Source organism: Phenylobacterium sp., from assembly GCF_036963605.1.
Classification (GTDB): Bacteria; Pseudomonadota; Alphaproteobacteria; order Caulobacterales; family Caulobacteraceae; genus Phenylobacterium.
The window spans coordinates 1-13516 of record NZ_JBALUY010000036.1; the positions used below are offsets into that span (position 1 = coordinate 1).

Genomic DNA, 13516 nt, shown 5'->3' on the forward strand with positions numbered 1-13516 from the left:
CTGATGGGCCGGCTCGACGGCACGACCGCGGTCATCTGCGGGGCAGGGCAGACGCCGGGCCAGACCATCGGCAATGGCCGGGCCATGGCGGTCCTCTTCGCCCGCGAGGGCGCCCGCGTCCTCTGTGTCGACCGGGTGGCCGAGCGCGCCCAGGAGACGGTGGGCCTGATCGCCGCCGAGGGCGGGCAGGCCGAAGCCTTCGCGGCCAACATCGCCAAGGCCGACGGGGCGGCGGCTGTGATCGCCAAGGCGACGGAGGCCTTCGGGCGCATCGACATCCTGGTCAACAATGTCGGGATCGGCGGCGGCGACGGCCCGGCCCACAAGGTCGAGGAGGACGCGTTCGACCGCATCCTGAGCGTCAATCTGAAAGGCGCCTGGCTGACCAGCAAGGCGGCCATCCCGGTGATGCGGGAGCAGGGCGGCGGGGCCATCGTCAATATCTCGTCCCTGGCCTCGATCGCCGGAGGGACCCAGGTGGCCTACGAGGTCTCCAAGGCGGCCATGAACCGCCTGACCACCAGCATCGCCCAGTCCAACGCCAAATACGGGGTGCGCTGCAACGCCATCCTTCCCGGTCTGATGGACACCCCCATGGCCGTGGCCGGCATCGCCCAGGCCACCGGCCAGGATGTCGAGGCCGTGCGCGAAGCCCGCGGCGCGCGCGTGCCTCTGCGGGCCAAGATGGGCACGGCCTGGGACACCGCCTATGCGGCCCTGTTCCTGGCCAGCGACGAGAGCGCCTTCATCACCGGCGTGCTGCTGCCGGTGGATGGCGGCATGTCCAGCCGGATCGGCTGACCGATTTCCTATCCAGCTATTTTCAGGAGCGTATTTTGAAGAACCTGTTCAGCGTCGAGGGCAAGGTCGTCCTCGTGACCGGCGGCAGCCGCGGCATCGGCGAGATGATCGCCCGCGGCTATGTGGAGAACGGCGCCAAGGTCTACATTTCATCGCGCAAGGCCGATGTCTGCGACCGGGTGGCCGAGGAGCTGTCGGAATACGGGACCTGTATCTCTCTGCCGTTCGACCTTGGCGGCATGGAAGGGATCGAGGGCCTGGCCAATGCGATCAAGGAACGGGAAAGCCGGCTGGACGTGCTGGTGAACAACGCCGGGGCGACCTGGGGCGCGCCGATCGACGACTATCCCGAGGACGGCTGGGACAAGACCGTCGACCTCAACGTGAAGTCGATCTTCTTCCTCACCCAGAAGCTGCTGCCCCTGCTGCGGGCGGCGTCCACCGCCGAGAATCCGGGCCGGGTAATCAACATCGCCTCGGTCAACGGCATCGAGCCGCCGACCCTGGAGACCTACGCCTATTCCACCTCCAAGGCCGGCTGTATCATGCTGACGCGCCACCTGGCCAAGCGCCTGGCGCCCGAGCACATCCTGGTCAACGCCATCGCGCCCGGACCCTTTCCGTCGAAGATGATGGCTGCGACTCTGGCCCAGGCGGGCGACGCGATCGCCAAGAACAATCCTCGCGGTCGCATCGGCCAGCCGGAGGACATCGCCGGCGTGGCGATCTTCCTGAGCAGCCGGGCTTCGGCCTACACCACGGGCGCGGTCGTGCCCTGCGACGGTGGTTCGGCCGAGTTCTAGGACCTAGGAATAGCCGCGCGTGGCGATGTAGGCGTCCAGCTGCTGGACACGCGCGGCGTCCGAGGGGTGGGTCGAGAGGATGGCCGGCGTGCTGGCGCCGCCGCGGGCCGCCATCCGCCGCCAGAGGTTCACCCCCTGCTTGGCGCTGAATCCGGCGCGCACCATCAGGTCCAGGCCGATGCGGTCGGCCTCCAGTTCGTGCTGCCGCGAATGGGGCATCAGGACGGCGACCTGCAGGGCCGGCGCGGCATAGCGGCCTAGGGCCTGGGCGACGCCGCCCTCGGCGTTCTGCGTCGCGGCGCCCACCAGGCCCGCCCCCACCTGGGCCAGGGCCGACTGCGAGTAACGCTCGGCGGCATGGTTGGCCATGACGTGGGCCACCTCATGGCCCAGCACGGCGGCGAGTTCGTCGTCATTGGCGACGAAGTTCATCATGCCCGTGGTGACGCCCACCTTGCCGCCGGGCAGGACGAAGGCGTTCACGGAGCTGTCCTCGAAGACCGCATATTCCCAGGCCTGACCGCCCAGGCCCGAGGCGCCGACGATCTGGCCGCCGATGCGGCGCAGGCGGGCGTTGGCCGCGGCGTCGGTGGAGACCTTTGATGTCTGCTTCATCTGCGACCAGGCCTGCGCGCCTTGCTGCGAGAGCGCACTGGGATCGACCAGCAGCACCTGCTGGCGGCCGAGGCTTTCGTTGTAACTGCAGGCGGTCAGGCCCGCCGGGACCATCAGGGCGCCGACCAGGGCCAGGGCCCGGAAGGGGCGCAGGGCGCGGAAATTTGCGGCAGGCATGGGCGGTCTCCCGTTGGACAGCTTCACATTAGCTCAGGAACGCGCCAATCGCGAAGAAGTCCCCTCTTGCCGTTTGACGCCCGACGCAGGGAGGGTTATCGCTATTAAGAACTAGTCGCAATAAATGGAGACTCGCCATGGCCGATGATGCGTCCGCGCTCGCCCAACTGAGCGATAGCGGTCCCTTGGGGCTGACGCGGGGCGAGCAGGTGCTGCTGGCAGGATTGCGCCTCTGGGCGGGGACGCGGCTGGCGGGGGAGGCGCCCCAGGCCAGCGTGCGGCAACTCATGGCTGAGCAGGTGAGCGATCGGGCCGGCGCGATCTTCGTGGCCATGATGGAAAGCCTGGAGCGGCAGACGCGCCGCCCGGTCGAGATCCGCTGCGGCCCCTGCGCTGGCTACGCCCAGGACGAGCAGCGGCTGATCGTAGCTTGTGGGGTGTCGCGGGTGGATATGGCCACGGCCCGGGCGCTTCTGACCCCTCTGGTGATGCAGCCGGAACCGGTGGCCATCTTCGCCCGGGCGCTGAACATGGTGCTGAGCCACGAGGGCCTGGACATGCCGGCCCGGCTATTCGATGCGCCATTTCCCCCCGGACCGGGCGTCCATACCCGGGTGACCCTTCACTAAGCGCAGCCTGTCGGCCTATTTCCGCCATCGGCCTATGGGAGGTCGGACGTCCTGACCATATCGGAGAGCTCCCATGGCCCGCCCAACGACCTTGATCGCCCTTGGCCTCGTTTCCGCTCTGGCGGTCGTGGCGGCAGCCCAGGCCGCGGAGGGCCGGTTCGTCCACCCGGCCGACACCAACAAGGATGACCGCATCAGCCGCCAGGAGTGGACGGCCTACAAGCTGCCCGCGGCCGAGTTCGACAAGGCCGACACCGATGCGGACGGCCTGATCACTGGGCCGGAGTTCGTGGCCTGGCGCCAGACCCAGGACTAAGAGCGCGATCCAAGGGGAACGGCTCGAGGCATCGTCGCGTTCTCAAGCTCAAGCTTGGAGACGACACATGTTGAAATGGGCCGGCATCTTCCTTCTGGTCATGATCGCCGCCGCGATCATCGGCTTTCTGATCGAGGCGGTGCGGATCATCGCCTGGGCGCTGTTCGTCATCTGCCTGGTCGGCTTCTTCGTCACCGGCGGCTGGAAATTTCTGACCCGCGGGCAGGATCGCTAGGCCCGCCCGCGGCCGATCCTATTCGCGGGTGTAGTCGGCCGGGATCACCGGGTCCGGCCCAGCCTTGCCCCACAGGACGATTTCGTTGCCCCAGGGGTCGCGGAAGGCGTGGTTATAGCCGTTGAACTCCGACCAGTAGTGATTGCGCCACAGGATGGCCGCTCCGCGCTTTTCGGCTTCGCCGAGGATGCGCTCTGGCGTGTCATCGTCGCTGATCAGCACCCAGATCCGGGGTTTGCGGCCTTCGAGGCTGGCTTCGCGGGGCGCCACGCCCTCGGGCTCAGGGTGGGGGCGTGCGTTGGCCGTCTTGAAGATACCCAGGTGCAGATTGCCGATCTGACTGTCGGACCCGTCCGGATTGCGAAACTGGCCGCCCGGGACCATCCGGTGGTAGAGGCCTTCGGGCCGGGCGTCGTTCTGCCAGCCGAACACCTCGGCATAGAAGGCGCCAGCGGCGGCGGGATCATCTGCGGCCAGGTCGACAAAGATCAGGGTGTTGGGATAGCCCACGGGAACTCCTCTTTTCATACAAGGCCGGCGGCTCGTCGGGCGCCGGTCTGATGCGACCCTAGGGGGCGAGGGGCCGCGGTTCTTGCCCATCCGCGCACGAGCGCTTGCCTGGCCGCGCGTCGCCCAGAGGATGGGCGGCATTCTGAAATTTTACTGGAAATGTGCAAAAGGACTGGTCACGGCGCCCGCCACGCCTCCAGTGTATACCTCGAGTTTCCCATCAGACGCCGCCAGGAGTTCCCGTGCCGGACCTAGCCGACCCCGCCCTCGACCAGCTGTTTCGCCAGGCCCGCACCCAGAACGCCTGGGCCGACACGCCTGTCTCTGAGGCGACCCTCCATCGGCTCTACGACCTGCTGAAATGGGCGCCGACCTCAGCCAATTGCAGCCCCGGGCGCTTTGTCTTCGTCCAGTCGGAACAGGCCAAGGAGAAGCTCGCCCCGCACCTGTCCAGCTCCAACCGGGCCAAGGCCATGGCCGCGCCGGTCTGCGTGGTCGTCGCCTATGACCTGGACTTCGCCGAACAGCTGCCCAAGCTCTTTCCCCACGACCTGACGGCCAAGCACTGGTTCAGCGACCCGGCGGTCCAGCTGGAAACCGCGTTTCGCAATTCCAGCCTGCAGGGCGCCTATCTGATCATGGCCGCCCGCAGCCTGGGGCTCGACTGCGGCCCGATGTCCGGCTTCGACAAGGCCGGTGTGGATGAAGCCTTTTTCAGCGGCACGTCCTGGCGGTCCAACTTCCTGGTGGCCCTGGGGCAGGGGCGTCCCGAGGGGGTCTATCCGCGCAATCCGCGGCTCGACTTCGACGAGGCCTGCCAGATTCTCTAGGTGAGATGACCGACCTCCCATGCTGGCCCGGTCTGAAATTTCAGACTAGACCAGCAGGGTTACCGGCTCTGGAGAGGCTGGCGCTGGAGGAAGGACAAGGCGTGTTGCGGAGTTTGAACGTGAATCCTGAAGCGGCAGGCAGAGACCCGGGCACGGGCGGCATCATCGCCGCCAGCGGGGAATGGTCGCCTGAGCTGCAGAAGGCTCGCGCCTATGAACAGATTCTCCTCGATATTATTCTGGGGGACCTCCCCCCCGGCGCGCGCCTGGACGAACAGGCCCTGACGCGGCGCTACAGCACGGGGCTGGCGGGTGTTCGAGACGCCCTCGGGCGCCTGGCGCTTGAGGGCATGGTGGTTCGCAGGTCCCGAGCCGGGACGACGGTCTCACCCCTGGACCTGGTGGATCTGCGCGAGGGTTATGAGGCGCGCGCGCTCATCGAGCCGCACTGTGCGGCGATGGCGGCGAAAAACGCCACGGCCGAAGAGATTGCGCTGATCGCCTCGACCTTCGACGACGCCGAGCGCGCCGACAGGGAGCAGGACCGCAGGGCCCTGATCGCCATGGACCAGCGGTTCCATGCCCTGATCGCCCGGGCCAGCCGCAACGCCGCCCTGGCTCGCATTCTGATCCCCCTGCAGCACAAGGCGGCCCGCTTCTGGGTCTATTCGATGGGCGCCACCACGCAGGAGGAACGTCTGGCCGATATCTGCCAGCACCGGGCCGTGGCTCACCGGATCGCCGACCGCGACGCCGAAGGCGCCCGGGCGGCGATGATTCTGGTTCTGGGCACCATGCCCAAGACGGTGAAGCGCTCGCTCACCAACTGGGGTGAGGAAGACGCGCATTCGGCGAGCCCGGACCTGGGCTGAGCGCCTTCTGGTTGAGCGGCGTTTGCCGCCTGACCCGCATCTGGGCGCCGCACTGCAAAATCTGAACGCCGGACGGGCGCCGCTGAAATTCCATCTGAAATGTCACGGGACATTTTTGACCTCGCCCCGGTCTCGCGAGAACCTGTCTTCAAGAGGCGCGCGGACGCGGGGATAACCGCCACCCGGCGGAGGGTCCGCGACCTCGGATGAGGGCGATATGTCTAAGAGACTTCTTTTGGTTGCGGGCGCCTCCCTGTCCGCGCTGATGGCGACCCCGGGCGCGACCTGGGCCCAGACCGATATGATCGACGAAGTGGTGGTGACAGCCCGCGACAAGACGGGTCTTCTGGAGAAGGACCCCAGCGACAGCGTCTTTGGCCTGGACAAGGCGCTGATCGAAACGCCGCGTTCGGCGAGCTTCGCAAGCGATGTGACTCTGGAGCGCTATGGTATCGAATCCATCGACGACCTGACGTCGATTTCACCGGGCACCTATACGGCCAGCTTCTATGGCGTAGCCGGCGCGCTCAATATCCGCGGCACGCTGGCGGAGAACTACTTCCGCGGCTTCAAGCGGATCGAGAACCGCGGCACCTATTCGACGCCGATCGCCAATGCGGCTCAGATCGAGATCGTGCGCGGTCCGCCGACGCCGATCTACGGCGCGGGCAAGGTGGGCGGCATGCTCAACTTCGTGCCCAAGTCGGGCCGGATGGAAGGCGAGTACATCTCCGAGGTCTCCGGCGAGGCCGACGTCACCGTCGGCTCCTACGCCCGCAAGGAAATCTCCGGCCAGATCGCCATTCCGCTGAACTTCGGGACGACGGAGGGCGGGCTCAGCCTCTATGCCCAGGCGGAGAACTCCGACAGCTTCTATCGGGGCGTCTCGCCGCGTCGGGAGATCATCCAGGCCTCGGTGGATTTCGAGCTGGGCGGCGGCTGGCGCACGGCCTTCGGCGGCATGGCCTTCCACTCCGATGGCGATGTGCAGACGCCCGGCTGGAACCGGCTCACCCAGGACCTGATCGACAATCAGACCTATATCACCGGCCGGGATACGAGCCTCAGCGACGCCAATGGCGACGGCAAGCTGACGCCCAACGAGATCGGCTTCTATCCCTACGCCTCGGCGATGTACCTGGCCTATTACGGCTTCCCGGAGAGCGACGCCAAGCACACCCTGGACACCGGAGTCGGCACGACCAAGCTCGATCCGCGGACGGTGTATATCAGCGACGCCGACTTCTCGAACACCTGGACCCGCACGGGCTATGTCGACCTGATCAAGGACTTCGACAACGGCTCGGCCCTCAAGTTCCAGCTCTTCTACGACGAGCTTAAGAACAAGCGCTTCGTGTCCTACGGCTATCCGGCCCTGTTCGACTCCCAGGTCGGCGAAGCCCGGGTGACCTACGATTTCGACTACGATGTGGGCATGGTGACGTCGAAATCCTTCGTCGGCGCCTCGTACCGGGCGTTCGATGGCCGGCGGCGGGAGAGCTTCAACTCCGGCCTGATCGCCCTGGACCGGCGCGACATCGCCTTTGGCGCCACGCCCACCGACATCATCGACGACCCCTTCTCGCCGGAGACCTATGGCCTCCAGTGGGAGAATGACAACAGCACCACCTGGAGCCAGGCGGGCGTTTTCGTCACCTCCGATATCTTCATCGGCGAGCGGCTCAACCTGATGCTGGGCGGCCGCTACGACAACTACGAGGTGGAGTCCGAGGATACCGGCCTGGTCAGCTACCAGCCGGCCGGCAAGTTCGAAGACAGCCAAGGCAAGGGGACCTACACCGTTTCGGCCACCTACCAGTTCGACTTCGGCCTGATGCCCTACATTACCTACGCCGAGTCATCGGCCCTGGAGATGAGCCAGGCCGGTGACATCTCGCCGTCCCTGGTGGAGAGCGACGCGTGGCTGTCGGACTCCGATCTCGCCGAGGCCGGGGTGAAGTTCCAGCTGCTGCAGGGCACCCTGGTGGGGTCGATCGCAGGTTATCGCCAGAACCGCACCCAGTTGACTGGCGGCCCCAACCCGACCGTCCGGGGCAGCCGTTCCAAGGGCGTGGAGGTCGAGGTGCGCTACCTGGCCACTGAGAACCTCTCCTTCACCTTCGCCGGCAACAACCAGCGAACGACGATCAAGGGGCCGGACGCCAGCTTCGCCTACATCCCCTACTATGTGACCGGCGTGGATCCGGTGGACGCCTTCGGCGGCACCTATGTTGTCTGGGCCTTCTCGGACCTGCCCGGCCGGGGCGGCGACTACGCCTACACCCTGATCCCCCGCACCGTGGCCAGCCTCTACGGCAGCTACACCAGCGACGAGTACGGCTGGGGCCAGGTGGGTGGCGTCTTCGGGGCCACCTATGTGAGCGAGACCTCGCAGACTGTGGAGAACCCGATCACCTACCCGGAATACACTACGGCCAACCTGTCGATGTTCTATCGTCGCGGCCCGTTCCAGGCCTCGGTGAATGTCGATAACGTCTTCGACGAGCTGTTCTTCACGCCGGCCGCCGACTCCTACGCCAATCTGGCCGCCCTTCCGGGCAAGGGGCGCGAGTGGCGGCTGACCCTGAAGCGCTCGTTCTGATCTTCGCGTCCGCCGGGGCCCCCGGGCCCCGGCGGATGACGCCCCAGGGCGTGACAGCTTCGAACGACGCCGGTTGAAGCGTCCGTCACGCCACAACATTTGAAGGTGGCCCCTCATGCACGGTCCTGGCGCTCCGCCCGGATCGGCCGGGGATCCAAAGTGGAGGCATGTTATGCCCCGATCCGAATGGCGACCCTGGGTTTTACTGGGCGTCTTCAGCCTGCTCCTGTTTCTGATCTCCGCGGCGACCTTCTCGTCGCTGGGGGTGGTGCTTCCGGCCATGGTCGCCGAACAGGAATGGAGCTGGGCGCAGGCCGGCCTGGGCTTCACCCTGCTGGGCGCCTGCTGCGGCGGCTCGGCCTGGTTCCCGCCCATGGTGATCCGGCGCTTCGGCGTCCGCGCCGCCCTGCTGCTGGGGACGGCGGTGATGGCCCTGGGCTTTGTCTGCCTCTACCTGACCCAGAGCGTGTGGGTCTACTTCCTGGGCACGGCGCTCTGCGGCGTGGCCTATCAGCTGATGGCTCTGATCCCCGGCACCCACGTCCTGGCCGCGGTTTTCCAGAAGCGAGCCATGGCCTTCGGCCTCTATTTCACCCTGGGTGGGCTGGGCGGCGTGGCCGGTCCGATGATGGCGCTCGGCGTGATGTCGGTGACCGGCGGCGAGTGGCGACCCTTCTGGGCGTTGCAGGCTGTGGCGGCCCTCGGCATCGGCGTGATCTGCGCCATGCTGATCCCCAACAGCGCCTGGCTTAAGGCGTCGTCCGAGAAGATCGACATCGCGGTGAAAGCCGACGCTGAGGCCGCCGCGGCCACGGCGTCGCCGGCGCCCCTGGCGGTCTACCGGACCGTACAGGACTGGACGCTTCGCCAAGCCATGGGCACGCCGCAGTTCTATATCCTGGCGTCGGCCTACTGCGTTCATCTGCTGAGCGGCGTGACGGTTTCGAGCCTCTCGGTGGCCCACCTCACTGAGCGTGGCGTGGCCGCGGGCGTGGCCGCAGGCATGCTCAGCGTCGAAGGCCTGATGGCCACGGCCGCCCGCCTCGGCGGCGGTTTCATCGGCGACCGCATCGACCCCAAGTGGCTGCTCATGTTCGCTGTAGGCTCGCTCGGCGTCGGCTCGCTCGCCCTCAGTGTCGCCGACAGCACCCTGCTGATGTTCGTCTACGCCATCGGCACCGGCGCAGGCTTTGGGCTGACGGCGCTCGCCGTGACCATCCTCCTGCTCAACTATTATGGCCGGAAGAACAATCTGGAGATCTTCTCCACGGTCTGCCTGGCCGGCGCTGTCTCGGCGCTTGGCCCGCTGATCGGCGGTTCGCTCCGCGATCTTCTCGGCAGCTTCTCGCCCACCTTCCAGCTGTTCGGCGTCGTCGCCGCCGTGGTCTTCGTGGCCTCCCTCTTCATGCGTCCGCCGCAGCTGAAGTCGGAAGCCGAGGCCCCGGCCGCGCCGCCAGCCGGCCTAGTCAATGATCCAGTCTGAGGCGTTTCCCATGTATCAAAAGCCTTCCTCAAGTAAGGAATTCGGCGTCTTCCTGCCGGTCGCCAACGGCGGCTGGATCATCTCGGAGACCTCGCCGCCCCTGGACGACCTCTGGACCCAGAACCGGGCCGCGGCCATCACCGCCGACGAGGTCGGCATGGACTTCGTCATGTCCATGGGCAAGTGGCGCGGATTCGGCGGCACGACCGACCACTGGGGCTCGTCCCTGGAGTCGGTGACCATGATGGCCGGCATCGCCGAGGCCACCAAGAATGTGAAGATCTGGGCCACGGTCCATCCGCTGCTGCAGAACCCGGCCGTGACGGCCAAGATGATGACCACGCTCGACCACATCAGCGGCGGCCGGGCGGGCCTCAACATCGTCGCCGGCGCCTATCGCGCCGAGTTCGACCAGATGGGCATGTGGGACGACAGCCTCGATCACGAGGCGCGCTACGCCCTGACCGAGGAGTGGACCGCCGTCATCAAGCGCCTCTGGAGCGAGGACAGCGTCAATCACGCGGGCAAGTTCTTCACCATGAAGGACGCCCAGTCCAACCCCAAGCCGCTGTCACGGCCGCGGCCGGACCTGATCTGCGCCGGCCAGTCCGACCGCGGATTCCAGTTCTCGGTGCGCGAGGCAGACATCTGCTTCATCGGCGGCCGCACGCCGGAAGAGCGCCGGGACAACAGCTTGCGCGCCAAGAAGGTCGCCGAGGAGCTCGGCAAGTCGATCAAGACCTACGCCATGTGCACCATCGTTCACGGGGAAACCGACGCGAAAGCCGAGGCCCTGGTCGAGCACTACAAGACCGGGACCGACATGGGCGCGATCCTGGAGATGCTGCGCAGCTGGGGTGTGCCCGCCGACAAGCTGGATGTGGTGGCCAAGCAGCAGGGCGCCTTCATGACCCACACGGCCGTGGGTTCGCCGGCCACCTGCGCCGAGCAGGTCCAGGAATATGTGGAGTTCGCCCAGCTCGACGGGCTGATGCTGATCTTCCCCGACTATGTGGAAGGCCTGAAGATGTTTGGCGCGGAAATCCTGCCGGGCCTGCGTTCGGCTTTCGCATGAGCGCGCAAGCCTCGCCCGCGCCGGCTTCTGATGGCCTGGCGGCCTGGATCACGCCGGCCCGCACGGCCCTGGTGATCATCGACATGCAGGTGGACTTCGCCGCGCCCGAGGGCCGTCTGGGCCAATGGGGCGTGGATCTGTCCACCGTGCCGCCGGCCCTTGCCAAGGCCGAGGCCCTGGCGGCGGCGGCCCGCAAGGTGGGGGCGCCGGTGGTCTTTGTCGGGCTCTTCACCCGGCCGGAGACCGACTCCTTCTCGTGGCGCGAGCGAATGCGCCGTCGGGGCGGCGACCCGGGCTCAGATTCCGGCCTCTGCCGGGCCGGCGAGGTGGGCTCGGACTGGTATGGCCCCAAGCCGCAGCCCGGCGAACGGGTGGTGGAGAAGGCCCGTTATTCCGGCTTCCACGACGCGCCGCTCGATGCGGTGCTGAAGGGCCTGGGCGTCGACACCCTGGTGGTGGCGGGCCTGACCACCGAATGCTGCGTGGACTGCACGGTCCGCGACGCCTTCCACCTGGACTATCACGTCTTCGTCGCGTCTGACGCCTGCGCCGCCTACGAGGCCGAGGTGCACGAGGCGTCGCTGAAGGCCCTGGAACTCAACTGCGCAATCCTGGTCGACACCGACCAGGTGATCACCGCCTGGGAGGAGGCCGCGTAATGGCCGATGGATTTCAACTGCCCGGCGCCCAGGCGCCCTACGCCGTCACCGACGCCGATCGCGCCGCCATCGCCGCGGCGATCAATGAGACCGAGATCGTCGAACTGGCCCTGGCGCTCGGCAATATCCCCAGCCCGGCCGGCCACGAGTTCGCCGCCGGCGAATTCGTCCACGACTGGATGAAGACGGAGGGCTTCGACCCCCGCCGGGTCGGCGCCACGCCGGAACGCAACAACATCATCGGGACCTATGGCGGATCCGGCGACGGCAAGAACCTGCTGTTCACCGCCCACCTGGACACCGAGGCCCCCACCTGGAACGCCGACCTCGACGCCTACAAGTACCGCGCCGAGACCCTGGACAATCCGGAGTGGGAGAAGTGCTGGCTGGAGGACGGGGTCCTCTATGGCTATCCCATCGCCAACGACCGGGGGCCGATGAGCTGCTTCCTGATCGCGGCCAAGGCCCTGAAGACCGCCGGCTACGACCTGGCCGGCAAGCTCTATCTGACCGCCTGCCCCGGCGAGATCGGCCCCGAGCCCATCGAGGAGCACAAGGGCGTCAACTATCTGGGCAAGGATATCGGCGCCCACTACCTGTTCCACCACGGCGGCGTCGCGCCGGACTACGCCATCGCCGCCGAGGGCTGCGACTTCGGCCTCACCTGGGTCGGCTGCGGCTATGCGGTGTTCCGCATCCGGCTGTGGGGGGAAGGCGTCTTCACCCCGCTGCTGGCCCAGCCGGAAAAGTCCGTCGACCACCCCAATCCGATCTATCGCCTGGGCGCGCTGACCGACGCCATCCACCAGTGGAGCCGCCAGTACGAGGCCGACAGCGCCTATGAAAGCGCCGGCGGCGTGGCCCTGCCCAAGGCCCAGATCGCCGCGGTGCGGGGCGGCATTCCCTACGCCTTCGGCGCCGGGACCGAGCTGGTGAACCTCTATCTGGAGGTGGGCCTGAACCCCCGCCAGAAGATCGCCGAGGTGCAGCATTCGCTCGAGCGCATGGCCCGCGCCGCAGGCCTGGGCGAGGTGGAGATCGAGCCCATGGTGGTCCGCCACGGCTTCGAGGCCGACGCGGGCGAGGTCGCCCCCCTGGTGGGCGCGGTGGACGCCGCCACCCGCCTGTCGCTGGGCCGTCCGGTCCAGCGGGCCGCGCCGGTCTATTCCAGCATGTGGCGCGACCAGAACGTCTTCAACATGCACCGCATCCCGGCCATCACCACCGGCTTCAAGCGCTGGCGGCCGAGCCCGAAGGACCTCACCGATAGCGCGCTGGTCTATGCGCTCACCGCGTTGGCCGTCTGCGGCCGGGCCGAGACCGGCGAGGCTGCGAGCCGCCGCGCGCCGGTCTATGGCGACAACCCGTTCGGGAACGACTGATGGGGGGGACGTCTGTGTACGGCGATCTGGAAGTCTCCCAGCCCCTGGACCCGAAGGTCTGGCGCAACACCATGGGCAGCTTCGCCAGCGGCGTGGTCATCGTCACCACGACGGACGAGGAGGGCCGCCCCGTGGGCACCACGGTCAGCGCCTTCTCCTCGGTGTCGCTGGATCCGCCGCTGCTGCTGGTCTGCCTGGACCACAAGAGCCGCACCCGGGCCGCCGTCCGCCGGTCAGGCCATTTCTGCATCAACATCCTGTCGGCCGAGCAGGGGGATCTGGCCCGCCTGTTCGCCGGCCCTGGCGCCACCGACCGCTTCGCCGAGGTGGAGATCACGCCGGGCACGCTGGGGGCGCCGCAGATCGCCGGCGCCCTGGCCAGCATCGACTGCCGGCTGCACTCGCTGCACGCGGCCGGCGACCACGACATCCTGATCGGCCGGGGCCTGAACATCGAGGCGACCCCTGGCGATCCCCTCATCTACTGCCAGGGCCGCTTCCTGGGCTCCGAGGACTAAGAAGGTCAA

At 67.4% G+C, this 13516-nt stretch carries 15 protein-coding genes; 13 read left to right on the forward strand and 2 right to left on the reverse strand.

Going from position 1 to position 13516, the window contains the following annotated elements; translation table 11 throughout:
• On the forward strand, positions 1 to 801 hold an 801-nt coding region (locus V7702_RS08595; RefSeq protein ID WP_335649702.1), incomplete at its 5' end, for an SDR family NAD(P)-dependent oxidoreductase.
• Between the two features lie 35 nt (positions 802 to 836).
• On the forward strand, positions 837 to 1604 hold the full coding sequence (locus V7702_RS08600) for an SDR family oxidoreductase (RefSeq protein WP_335649703.1): 768 nt from the start codon (positions 837 to 839) through the stop codon (positions 1602 to 1604).
• 3 nt (positions 1605 to 1607) lie between these two features.
• Here V7702_RS08600 and V7702_RS08605 read toward each other — a convergent pair whose 3' ends face one another.
• The gene (locus V7702_RS08605; RefSeq protein WP_335649704.1) at positions 1608 to 2396 is read right to left on the reverse strand and encodes a M48 family metallopeptidase; all 789 of its coding nucleotides are present in this window, start codon (positions 2394 to 2396) and stop codon (positions 1608 to 1610) included.
• A gap of 137 nt (positions 2397 to 2533) precedes the next feature.
• Here V7702_RS08605 and V7702_RS08610 point away from each other — a divergent pair, with 137 nt between their 5' ends.
• The 3 genes from V7702_RS08610 (at position 2534) to V7702_RS08620 (ending at position 3576) form a co-directional block, all read left to right on the forward strand.
• Positions 2534 to 3025, forward strand: coding sequence for a hypothetical protein (locus V7702_RS08610; RefSeq protein ID WP_335649705.1), 492 nt, complete (start codon positions 2534 to 2536; stop codon positions 3023 to 3025).
• A 73-nt stretch (positions 3026 to 3098) separates the two neighbouring features.
• Entirely contained in the window at positions 3099 to 3341 is a 243-nt protein-coding gene (locus V7702_RS08615) for a hypothetical protein (protein WP_335649706.1), read from the forward strand.
• Positions 3342 to 3408: 67 nt separating this feature from the next.
• Positions 3409 to 3576 carry a hypothetical protein gene (locus V7702_RS08620; RefSeq protein ID WP_335649707.1) on the forward strand — a complete coding sequence of 56 codons (168 nt, stop codon included), beginning with the start codon at positions 3409 to 3411 and terminating at the stop codon, positions 3574 to 3576.
• An 18-nt stretch (positions 3577 to 3594) separates the two neighbouring features.
• Here V7702_RS08620 and V7702_RS08625 read toward each other — a convergent pair whose 3' ends face one another.
• Positions 3595 to 4086: a VOC family protein gene (locus V7702_RS08625; RefSeq protein ID WP_335649708.1), complete on the reverse strand. Its 492-nt coding sequence runs from the start codon at positions 4084 to 4086 to the stop codon at positions 3595 to 3597.
• A 242-nt stretch (positions 4087 to 4328) separates the two neighbouring features.
• Between V7702_RS08625 and V7702_RS08630 the strand changes: the two genes are divergently transcribed.
• From V7702_RS08630 to V7702_RS08665, 8 genes are all read left to right on the forward strand, one after another.
• Complete coding sequence (locus tag V7702_RS08630) at positions 4329 to 4916, forward strand: malonic semialdehyde reductase (RefSeq protein WP_335649709.1); 588 nt, start codon at positions 4329 to 4331, stop codon at positions 4914 to 4916.
• A 119-nt stretch (positions 4917 to 5035) separates the two neighbouring features.
• A complete protein-coding gene (locus V7702_RS08635) occupies positions 5036 to 5788 on the forward strand; it encodes a GntR family transcriptional regulator (protein ID WP_335649710.1) in 753 nt (250 codons plus the stop codon).
• A gap of 217 nt (positions 5789 to 6005) precedes the next feature.
• Positions 6006 to 8390: a TonB-dependent siderophore receptor gene (locus V7702_RS08640; RefSeq protein ID WP_335649711.1), complete on the forward strand. Its 2385-nt coding sequence runs from the start codon at positions 6006 to 6008 to the stop codon at positions 8388 to 8390.
• Between the two features lie 172 nt (positions 8391 to 8562).
• Entirely contained in the window at positions 8563 to 9873 is a 1311-nt protein-coding gene (locus tag V7702_RS08645; RefSeq protein ID WP_335649712.1) for an MFS transporter, read from the forward strand.
• Positions 9874 to 9883: 10 nt separating this feature from the next.
• On the forward strand, positions 9884 to 10948 hold the full coding sequence (locus tag V7702_RS08650; protein ID WP_335649713.1) for an LLM class flavin-dependent oxidoreductase: 1065 nt from the start codon (positions 9884 to 9886) through the stop codon (positions 10946 to 10948).
• A complete protein-coding gene (locus V7702_RS08655; RefSeq protein WP_335649714.1) occupies positions 10945 to 11607 on the forward strand; it encodes a cysteine hydrolase family protein in 663 nt (220 codons plus the stop codon). The genes V7702_RS08650 and V7702_RS08655 overlap by 4 nt, the downstream gene beginning before the upstream one ends.
• On the forward strand, positions 11607 to 12989 hold the full coding sequence (locus V7702_RS08660) for a peptidase M20 (RefSeq protein ID WP_335649715.1): 1383 nt from the start codon (positions 11607 to 11609) through the stop codon (positions 12987 to 12989). Before V7702_RS08655 ends, V7702_RS08660 begins: the two co-directional genes overlap by 1 nt.
• Complete coding sequence (locus tag V7702_RS08665; protein ID WP_335649716.1) at positions 12989 to 13507, forward strand: flavin reductase family protein; 519 nt, start codon at positions 12989 to 12991, stop codon at positions 13505 to 13507. Before V7702_RS08660 ends, V7702_RS08665 begins: the two co-directional genes overlap by 1 nt.
• The last annotated feature ends 9 nt before the right edge of the window (positions 13508 to 13516 follow it).